At 46.6% G+C, this 9928-nt stretch carries 8 protein-coding genes and 1 pseudogene; 7 read left to right on the top strand and 2 right to left on the bottom strand.

Annotated elements, in window-relative coordinates:
* From BTA30_RS20355 to BTA30_RS20345, 3 genes and pseudogenes are all read left to right on the top strand, one after another.
* Nucleotides 1-339, top strand: a pseudogene (locus BTA30_RS20355) (ATP-dependent DNA helicase PcrA); the annotation flags it as partial.
* A 33-nt stretch (nt 340-372) separates the two neighbouring features.
* Nucleotides 373-2376, top strand: coding sequence for an NAD-dependent DNA ligase LigA (gene ligA / locus BTA30_RS20350; protein ID WP_076763557.1), 2004 nt, complete (start codon nt 373-375; stop codon nt 2374-2376).
* 15 nt (nt 2377-2391) lie between these two features.
* Nucleotides 2392-3582, top strand: a complete 1191-nt coding sequence (locus BTA30_RS20345) for a CamS family sex pheromone protein (protein WP_076763555.1) — start codon at nt 2392-2394, stop codon at nt 3580-3582.
* Between the two features lie 52 nt (nt 3583-3634).
* Here BTA30_RS20345 and BTA30_RS20340 read toward each other — a convergent pair whose 3' ends face one another.
* The gene (locus BTA30_RS20340) at nt 3635-4327 is read right to left on the bottom strand and encodes an MgtC/SapB family protein (protein ID WP_076763553.1); all 693 of its coding nucleotides are present in this window, start codon (nt 4325-4327) and stop codon (nt 3635-3637) included.
* Nucleotides 4328-4492: 165 nt separating this feature from the next.
* Here BTA30_RS20340 and BTA30_RS20335 point away from each other — a divergent pair, with 165 nt between their 5' ends.
* The gene (locus BTA30_RS20335; RefSeq protein ID WP_239693550.1) at nt 4493-4630 is read left to right on the top strand and encodes a DUF3951 domain-containing protein; all 138 of its coding nucleotides are present in this window, start codon (nt 4493-4495) and stop codon (nt 4628-4630) included.
* 50 nt (nt 4631-4680) lie between these two features.
* On the opposite strand, the gene putP is transcribed toward BTA30_RS20335, so the two are convergent.
* A complete protein-coding gene (gene putP, locus BTA30_RS20330; RefSeq protein ID WP_076763551.1) occupies nt 4681-6162 on the bottom strand; it encodes a sodium/proline symporter PutP in 1482 nt (493 codons plus the stop codon).
* A 445-nt stretch (nt 6163-6607) separates the two neighbouring features.
* Here putP and gatC point away from each other — a divergent pair, with 445 nt between their 5' ends.
* Genes gatC through gatB form a run of 3 tightly spaced genes read left to right on the top strand, consistent with a single transcriptional unit; the run spans nt 6608 to nt 9822 of the window.
* A complete protein-coding gene (gene gatC / locus BTA30_RS20325) occupies nt 6608-6898 on the top strand; it encodes an Asp-tRNA(Asn)/Glu-tRNA(Gln) amidotransferase subunit GatC (RefSeq protein ID WP_076763550.1) in 291 nt (96 codons plus the stop codon).
* A gap of 22 nt (nt 6899-6920) precedes the next feature.
* Nucleotides 6921-8378, top strand: coding sequence for an Asp-tRNA(Asn)/Glu-tRNA(Gln) amidotransferase subunit GatA (gatA, locus tag BTA30_RS20320; protein ID WP_076763548.1), 1458 nt, complete (start codon nt 6921-6923; stop codon nt 8376-8378).
* A gap of 13 nt (nt 8379-8391) precedes the next feature.
* Complete coding sequence (gene gatB, locus BTA30_RS20315; protein WP_076763546.1) at nt 8392-9822, top strand: Asp-tRNA(Asn)/Glu-tRNA(Gln) amidotransferase subunit GatB; 1431 nt, start codon at nt 8392-8394, stop codon at nt 9820-9822.
* Nucleotides 9823-9928 lie beyond the last annotated feature (106 nt).

The raw sequence follows: 9928 nt of genomic DNA, 5'->3' as shown, positions 1-9928 counted from the left end.
GGCAGAACGAATATGAATCCGGAATCAAGATTTATTGCAGAAATACCGGAAGAATTATTGGACAATCTAAATGAGAAGAAGAAGGATCTGAAAAGTCCGTTCGGAAGGAAGCCGGAGCGGAGGGGGCCTGTTGCAAGACCAGCCGCATCCTACAGCAAAACGGGCGGAGACGGAATCGGCTGGGCCGTCGGTGATAAGGCCTCCCATAAAAAATGGGGTGTCGGAACGGTCGTCAGCGTAAAAGGAGCCGGTGAATCAACTGAGCTTGACATCGCCTTCCCGAGCCCGATCGGAGTGAAGCGTCTTCTCGCGGCCTTTGCGCCAATTGAAAAGCAATAATGGCAAAAGACCTGAAATGAAAGGACGAAATCAATGGAAAAAGAAACAGCAAAACGTCGTGTGGAACAACTGCATGCACTGATTAACAAATACAACTATGAATATCACACACTTGATGACCCGAGCGTGCCAGATTCCGAATATGACAAATTGATGAAGGAGCTTATTGCCATTGAGGCGGAGCACCCTGATTTAAAAACGCCCGTCTCTCCTTCACAGCGTGTCGGCGGAGCCGTTCTGGACGCCTTTCAAAAAGTGCAGCACAAAACACCGATGCTGAGCCTCGGCAATGCGTTTAATGAGGAAGATCTGCGCGACTTTGACCGCAGGGTCCGCCAGGCGGTCGGAGACGTTGAGTATAACGTCGAATTCAAAATAGACGGTCTTGCTGTTTCATTGCGCTACGAAAACGGCGTATTTGCCAGAGGTGCGACAAGGGGTGACGGAACGACCGGCGAGGATATTACTGAGAACTTGAAGACGATCAGAAACATCCCCCTCAAGATGAAACGCGACCTTTCCATCGAGGTGCGCGGAGAAGCTTTTATGCCGAAACGCTCCTTTGAACTGCTGAACGAAGCGAGGCTTGAAAGAGAAGAAGAGCCGTTTGCAAACCCGCGAAACGCAGCTGCCGGATCATTAAGACAGCTTGATCCGAAAATTGCAGCGAAACGAAATCTTGATATTTTCGTCTACAGTATAGCTGAGCTTGACGAAATGGGTGTCGAAACGCAGAGCCAAGGGCTTGATTTTCTCGATGAACTCGGCTTCAAAACCAATCATGAACGGAAAAAATGCAGCACGATCGAAGAGGTCATTGAAATCGTTGAAGAGCTGAAGACAAAACGTGCAGACCTGCCATATGAAATTGACGGGATCGTCATTAAAGTCAATTCCCTCGATCAGCAGGAAGAGCTCGGATACACGGCGAAAAGCCCACGCTGGGCAATTGCCTACAAGTTTCCGGCTGAAGAAGTCGTTACAACGCTATTGGACATTGAATTGAGCGTCGGCCGGACGGGCGCAGTGACGCCGACGGCGATACTCGAACCCGTAAAAGTTGCGGGAACGACAGTCCAAAGAGCGTCTCTTCATAACGAAGATTTAATTAAAGAGAAAGATATTAGACTGTTTGATAAAGTCGTCATCAAAAAAGCGGGAGATATCATCCCGGAGGTTGTCAATGTGCTGGTTGAACAACGGACGGGCGAAGAAAAAGAATTCAGCATGCCCAAGGAATGCCCGGAATGCGGAAGCGAGCTGGTCAGAATTGAGGAGGAAGTCGCGCTTCGCTGCATTAATCCTGAATGCCCTGCCCAGATCAGAGAAGGGTTGATTCATTTCGTTTCCCGCAATGCCATGAATATAGAAGGCCTCGGAGAACGCGTCATCACCCAGCTGTTCCGGGAGGATCTTGTCCACAATGTGGCTGATCTTTATAAATTGACGCGGGAGCAGCTGATCGGTCTTGAACGAATGGGTGAGAAATCGACTGACAACTTGTTGCAGTCGATTGGAAAATCGAAGGAAAATTCATTGGAGCGGCTTCTCTTCGGGCTTGGCATCCGCTTTATCGGTTCAAAAGCGGCCAAAACGCTTGCCATGCATTTTGAAACGCTCGACAGACTCAAAAAAGCAACAAAGGAAGAATTGGTTGAAGTTGATGAAATCGGTGAAAAAATGGCGGATGCCCTCGTCACATACTTTGAAAAAGAAGAGATTCTAAAACTTTTGGCTGAGCTTGAAGAGCTCGGTGTCAACAACGTTTACAAAGGCCCGAAAAAAGCAACTGCCGAAGACAGCGACTCCTATTTTGCCGGAAAAACGATTGTGCTGACCGGAAAGCTCAGCGAAATGTCGAGGAACGACGTAAAAGCTGAAATTGAAGCGCTCGGGGGAAAAATTACAGGCAGTGTAAGCAAAAAAACCGATCTTGTCATTGCCGGAGAAGCGGCAGGCAGCAAACTGGCCAAAGCTGAAGAGCTTAACATCGAGGTGTGGGATGAAGCAAGGCTGATCAGTGAGCTAAAGAAATAAGAGGAGTGTTTTCTATTGAAAAAAACATTATTTTTGGCGGCTGCTGCGGGTATGCTGATGCTCTCAGCCTGTGCGCCGAATTTTGGGGGAGAAGAAGAACAAGAGATGGTTCAGAAGACGGACAAGGCCAAAGAAAAAGCCATCATCCCAAAATACAGCATCTCTGATTCATATTATAAAATGGTTATTCCATTTAAAGCCGGAAAAGCCCGGGGCTTGACGGCGGAACGGCTGAATACGAGGCTTGACATCGATGAATTTGAAACAGGCATGATGCGCCTCGCGCAAGATTCTTTCTCTACTGACGATTATCTTTTTCAGGAAGGCCAATATTTAGATGAAGATACAATCACAAGCTGGCTGGCCCGTAAAAAAACGGGAGCAGATCTGAAGAAAGCGCAGAAAGATGATAAAGACTTTCAAAACCTCGGGCTGAACCCCGCTCTTTCAGGCAGCGGCTCAACGGAAAAGCAAAACGAGGAGAGCCCGATTTATCTCGCCCATATGCTTGAGCACGATTACCTTGTCCGCAAAGACAAAGATACGATTGAGCTGGGAGGCGTTGTGATCGGCTTGGCGCTCAACTCTGTCTACTATTACCGCGAAAAAGTCGGCGACCCGCAAAAAGAAGTGACGATCAGCGATAAAAAGCTGAAAACAGAAGGCGAAAAGATCGCACAGGAAGTGGCAAAACGCGTCCGGAACATGGATGATCTGAAGAATATTCCGCTGACAATCGTCCTGTACAAGCAGGCGCCAAAATCATCGATCGTGCCTGGAAACTTCATTGCCAAAACAGAAGTCAAAGCAGGCTCAAGCGAGGTCGGCGGCTGGGATCATATCAATGAAGAATACACCTTCTTCCCGTCAGATAAAGGAAAGGATAAACATCCGGATGATGCGGAGCTCTTTAAACGGTTCAAAAATAAAGTTGATACGTATTTTCCAAACTATACTGGTGTTGTCGGCACAGCATTGTATAAAGACGACCAAATGCAGGAGATGAAAATAAACATTCCGATGCAGTTTTACGGAAAAAGCGAAGTCATTGCGTTTACACAGTTTCTGACCGGTGAAGTGATGGATTACTACGGAAAAAGCGAACTGAATGTAGAAATCAACATCACTTCATCAGACGGACAGGAAGCCGTCATTTTGAAAAAGCCGGGAGACAAAGAACCGACCGTTCATATTTATGATTCATAAAAGAAGAAGCAGCCTTCATCGGCTGCTTCTTTTGAATCAAGATGCGCTGACATTAAAGCGTATCACATTTCACTCCGACGACTCCGTCGATCGCTTTAATGTCATAATAAACATCAGTCACATATCTTTTCTTATGGACCATGATTTTCGTTTCCATAATCGGAAAATCTTTATCGCGCATATCGTCGATCCGGACAGAGTGTATCCGGATGTTTTTCGCTTTCATTTCCTTGAGGATGTCGGTCATTTTATCCTTATCAGACAGGGACATGCGAATGCGGATTTCTTTTTCCTGCAAGCGGCCGGGGCCGATTTTGCCGATCATCCAGGGCAAAAACTCGACGCTGACTAATATGAAGACCAAACTGATAAATGCCTCTTTATAAAAACCCGCTCCGATTGCGACGCCGAGACCTGCCGCACCCCAGATCATGGCAGATGTTGTGAGGCCGGAAATGACATCATTGCTTTTCCTTAAAATGACGCCTGCCCCGATGAAACCGATCCCGGAAATAATTTGCGCCGGCAGCCGCAAGGGATCCATCATAATCCGGTTTGATTTCGGAAAATGATAGGCTGCATCAATGCTGACCAATGTCAACACACATGAGCTGATCGCAATGACAATGCATGTTTTCAAGCCGAGCGGCTTATTTTTTAGTTCCCTTTCGAGACCGATGACCATTCCGATTAATGTTGCGACTCCCAGCTTCATGACCGTGTCCATGTTGATATGCCAATCCATGCCCATTGATCTCCTTTCTCACACTAATTGATATGATTTTCTCACAGACATGATGGGCGGACAATATTTTTTGCGAAAAGAAGGTGATGTTTCAGTATGCTGCTGTTATTGTCACTGCTGCTTCCGCTGTCGATATTCGCCATCATCGTGGCTTGAGCCTATAACATGTTTATCCGCAAAAAAACCATTCAAAACCACTATACTCCTTTTGATTATATTGCCGGACAAACATCAAAAGAATTCCATGAAGAAAAAAAGGAACAGGAAGTTCGCGATGATGATGAAAGCGGTGAAGGAAAATAAAAAAGCTGCCGAGGCATACAGCCCGGCAGCTTTTTGGATTCGCTATTGAATTAAGAATGTTCTTCCTCATGCGTCTGTTCCATTTCTTCAAACATATCAGATGCCTCAGAACCTGGTTTATTCGTCATCAGGCTGACAGCGACAACCACAATCAGACTCAGGAAGAATCCTGGAATCATTTCATATACTCCGGTTGCCTCTTGAAGTCCAGTCAGAATCCAAATTAACACGGTTGCGGCTCCTGTGATCATGCCTGCTAATGCGCCCCACTGGTTCATTCGCTTCCAGTACAGGCTGAGAAGGATGGCAGGTCCAAACGCAGAACCAAACCCGGCCCAAGCATAGCCGACGAGATCCAAGATCGTGTTATTCGGGGTCAAGGACAGAAGAAGGGCGATGACGGCGACCAAAAGAACGCTCATGCGTCCGACAAAGACAAGTTCTTTATCTGTAGCTTTGCGGCGGAAAAACGTTTTGTAAAAGTCTTCGGTCATGGCGCTTGACGTCACCAAGAGCTGGGACGATACCGTACTCATGATAGCCGCAAGCAAAGCGGAAAGTAAAAATCCGGTAATCAATGGATGGAATAAAACTTTAGAAAATACAATAAAGATCGTTTCAGGATCTTTCAGGGTTGCGCCTGTTTCATGGACATACGCCACTCCAATCAATCCGACAAGCAATGCGCCGATGACAGAGACGATCATCCAGCCCATCGCAATGCGTCGTGCAGGCTTCAGTTCTTTTACGGATGAAATCGCCATAAAGCGCACGATGATATGCGGCTGCCCGAAGTAGCCGAGTCCCCAGGCAAGAAATGAAATAATGCTAATGACGGTCGTTCCTTTGAAGAAATCCAACAGGCTCGGATCGATTTCTTCTATCACATTTATTGTCGGCGAGATTCCGCCTAATTGAGTAAAGGCAACGATCGGCACGAGCACTAAAGCAATAAACATAATCAAGCCTTGCACAAAGTCCGTCAGACTGACAGCTAAAAATCCTCCGAACAGCGTATATGCGATTACGACTGCAGTAGTTACTAATAAACCAATTTTATAATCGAGGCCAAACGCCGTTTCAAACAGCCGTCCTCCGGACACCATACCAGCTGACGTATAAAGTGTGAAAAACACCATGATGACAATCGCCGATGCCAGGCGCAGGATTCTTGTTGTGTCATTGAACCGATTTTCAAAAAAGTCCGGAATTGTTATCGCGTCATTCGCTACTTCCGTATATGTGCGCAGACGGGGAGCGACGACTAAATAGTTCACATAAGCTCCAATCGTTAAGCCAACTGCAAGCCAGGCGCTTGAAAGTCCTGTTACATACATGGCTCCCGGGAGTCCCATCAGCATCCATCCGCTCATGTCAGACGCACCAGCCGATAAAGCCGTAACAGCAGGCCCAAGACCTCTGCCGCCGAGCATATAGTCATTCAAATTGGATGTTTTTCTGTAGGAATACCAGCCGATAAACAACATTGCGGCAAAATAAATCCCCAACGAAATAAATATTTCAACACTCACGTTTCATATCTCTCCTCTTTAACTTAATGTGGCATCACCTCTTTATGATTTTCAACAATACTGATTTTATGTGTACGAAGAATGTTGCAGGGCCTCCTCTTTAAAAGATCAAGTATTGGAATAATAAGGCGCTGCCAATTTAATCGTACTCAGTTACCTAACCTATCAAACTATTCCGAATCAATCAACCGTAAAAAGCCCATTAATTTTTGAAAAAAGGATGGGATGGTCCTGATAAGCATACTAATGAAAGCGCTTACAATTATTAATTAAAGTAAAAATATTCTGAAAATTTAGACATCCTATTTTGTCTGCTTCTTGATATAAAATAAAATAAAACGGCGGGAGGCGGGACGATGATTGCGGTTTTGTTGATTTACGAGGCTCACATTTGATATGATCAGTATTATATGACTAAGCGAGAATCATCATGGAGGTGTTTTTTATGTCGCGTATTTCTATAGAAGAAGTAAAGCATGTCGCCCATCTTGCAAGACTGGCGATTACGGACGAGGAAGCGGCTATGTTTACAGAACAGCTGGACAGCATTATTTCCTTTGCAGAAGAGCTGAATGAAGTCGATACAGAGAATGTTAAACCAACAACGCACGTATTGCAAATGAAGAATATCATGAGGGAAGATGTCCCTGATCAAGGTCTTCCGGTTGAGGACGTTGTCAAAAACGCGCCTGACCATAAGGACGGCTATATCCGCGTGCCGTCAATTTTGGACTAAATAAAGGAGGGAACGAGAGAACATGTCGCTGTTTGATCATAAAATATCTGAATTAAAACGTCTCATACATAATAAAGAGATCAGCATATCAGATTTAGTCGATGAATCCTATAAACGGATTCATGAAGTGGACGGAAAGGTTCAGGCCTTTTTGCAGCTTGATGAAGAAAAAGCCCGCGCTTATGCCAAGGAATTGGATGAAGCGACAGGCAGCAAAGACGAGCACGGTCTTCTTTTCGGCATGCCGATCGGAATCAAGGACAATATCGTCACAAAAGATTTACGCACAACCTGTGCAAGCAAAATACTGGAGAATTTTGATCCGATCTACGATGCAACGGTCGTTCAACGTCTTCAGGAAGCGGAAGCTGTCACGATCGGGAAGCTGAACATGGACGAATTTGCCATGGGGTCTTCCACAGAGAATTCAGGCTTACAAAAAACGAAAAATCCGTGGAATCTAGAAACCGTTCCGGGCGGATCAAGCGGAGGCTCCGCAGCGGCGGTGGCAGCCGGAGAAGTGCCGTTTTCACTCGGATCTGACACGGGAGGCTCCATTCGGCAGCCGGCTTCATTCTGCGGCGTTGTCGGCTTAAAACCTACATATGGACGAGTATCCAGATACGGTCTTGTCGCATTTGCTTCATCATTGGATCAAATCGGTCCGATCACAAAATCTGTCGAGGACAACGCCTACCTTCTGCAAGTGATTTCCGGCGTCGACAAAATGGATTCGACAAGTGCGAATGTGGACGTGCCCGACTATCTGTCCGCGTTGACAGGCGATATTAAAGGACTTAAGATCGCTGTTCCGAAAGAATACCTTGGCGAAGGTGTCGGAGAAGAAGCGAAGCAATCCGTCCTTGAAGCATTAAAAGTGCTTGAAGGCCTTGGTGCGACATGGGAAGAGGTGTCACTGCCGCACAGCAAATACGCGCTGGCCACCTATTATCTGCTTTCTTCATCTGAAGCTTCAGCAAACCTTGCCCGCTTTGACGGCATTCGCTACGGCTACCGCACCGATAATGCGGACAACTTAATCGACCTTTACAAGCAGACCCGTTCTGAAGGATTCGGAAACGAAGTCAAGCGCCGCATCATGCTCGGTACGTTCGCGCTAAGCTCAGGCTACTATGATGCTTACTATAAAAAGGCGCAGAAGGTCAGAACCTTGATCAAAAAGGACTTTGAAGACGTATTTGAAAATTATGACGTCATCATCGGACCGACAACGCCGACGCCTGCCTTTAAAATCGGCGAAAAAACGAGCGATCCGCTGACAATGTACGCCAATGACATCTTGACGATTCCTGTCAACCTTGCAGGTGTACCGGGAATCAGCGTACCGTGCGGACTTGCAAACGGCCTGCCGCTCGGCCTGCAGATCATCGGCAAACATTTTGATGAAAGCACAGTTTACCGCGTCGCCCACGCGTACGAACAGGCGACAGACCATCATAAGGCAAAACCTGAACTGTAAGGGGTGAAAAAACATGAACTTTGAAACGGTAATAGGACTTGAAGTCCACGTGGAGCTAAAAACAAAATCGAAAATTTTCTCAAGTTCTCCAACGCCATTCGGCGCTGCTGCCAATACGCAGACAAGCGTCATTGATTTGGGCTATCCCGGCGTGCTGCCTGTTTTAAATCAAGAGGCGGTCAATTTCGCGATGAAAGCAGCAATGGCGTTAAACTGCGAGATTGCGACGGAGACAAAATTCGACCGGAAAAACTATTTCTACCCTGACAATCCGAAAGCATACCAAATTTCTCAATTCGACAAACCGATCGGCGAAAACGGCTGGATCGAAATCGAAGTCGGCGGAAAGACGAAGCGCATCGGCATTACCCGCCTTCATTTGGAAGAAGATGCAGGGAAATTGACGCATACTGGTGACGGATACTCCCTTGTCGACTATAACCGTCAGGGAACGCCGCTCGTTGAAATCGTCTCCGAGCCTGACATCAGAACGCCTGAAGAGGCTTATGCCTATCTAGAAAAACTGAAATCGATTATTCAGTATACAGGCGTTTCCGACTGTAAGATGGAAGAAGGGTCGCTCCGCTGTGACGCCAATATCTCGCTCCGTCCGATCGGACAAGAGGAATTCGGCACGAAAACAGAGCTGAAAAACCTGAACTCATTTGCCTTTGTTCAAAAAGGCCTTGAGCATGAAGAAAAGCGCCAGGCACAGGTTCTTCTGTCAGGAGGCGTCATTCAGCAGGAAACCCGCCGCTATGATGAGTCATCAAAGACGACGATTTTGATGCGGGTCAAAGAAGGTTCTGACGACTACCGCTATTTCCCTGAACCGGATCTAGTCGAGCTTTATATTGACGATGAGTGGAAACAGCGCGTCAAGGACAGCATTCCAGAGCTTCCCGACGAACGCCGCAAGCGCTACATTGAAGAGCTCGGACTGCCTGCCTATGATGCAAAGGTGCTGACGTTGACAAAGGAAATGTCAGACTTCTTTGAAGCGGCCGTTGAAAAAGGCGCCGACGCGAAGCTTGCATCAAACTGGCTGATGGGTGAAGTATCGGCTTACCTGAATGCTCAGCAAAAAGAGCTCGAAGATGTCGCGCTTACGCCTGAAGGCCTTGCCGGTTTGATTAAGCTGATTGAAAAAGGAACGATTTCATCCAAAATCGCGAAAAAAGTCTTCAAAGAATTAATCGAAAACGGCGGAGACGCAGAAAAAATCGTCAAAGAGAAAGGCCTTGTGCAAATCTCTGACGAAGGCACGCTCAGGAAGCTTGTCACAGAAGCGCTCGACAACAATCCTCAGTCGATCGAAGACTTTAAAAACGGAAAAGACCGGGCGATCGGCTTCCTTGTCGGCCAAATCATGAAAGCTTCAAAAGGCCAGGCCAACCCGCCGATGGTCAATAAACTTCTTCTTGAAGAGATTAATAAACGATAATACAAAACCTTGGAGATATCGCTCTCCAAGGTTTTTTGCTCCCGCATTTTTATTCAACGAAAGGTGTTAATGAATCGCCGTTCCATATTTCTCCTTTATTCAGCGT

The organism is Bacillus swezeyi (genome assembly GCF_001969815.1).
GTDB lineage: Bacteria > Bacillota > Bacilli > Bacillales > Bacillaceae > Bacillus > Bacillus swezeyi.
Note: the sequence above shows the minus strand (reverse complement) of the source record. Positions and strands in the feature narration are given on the sequence as shown.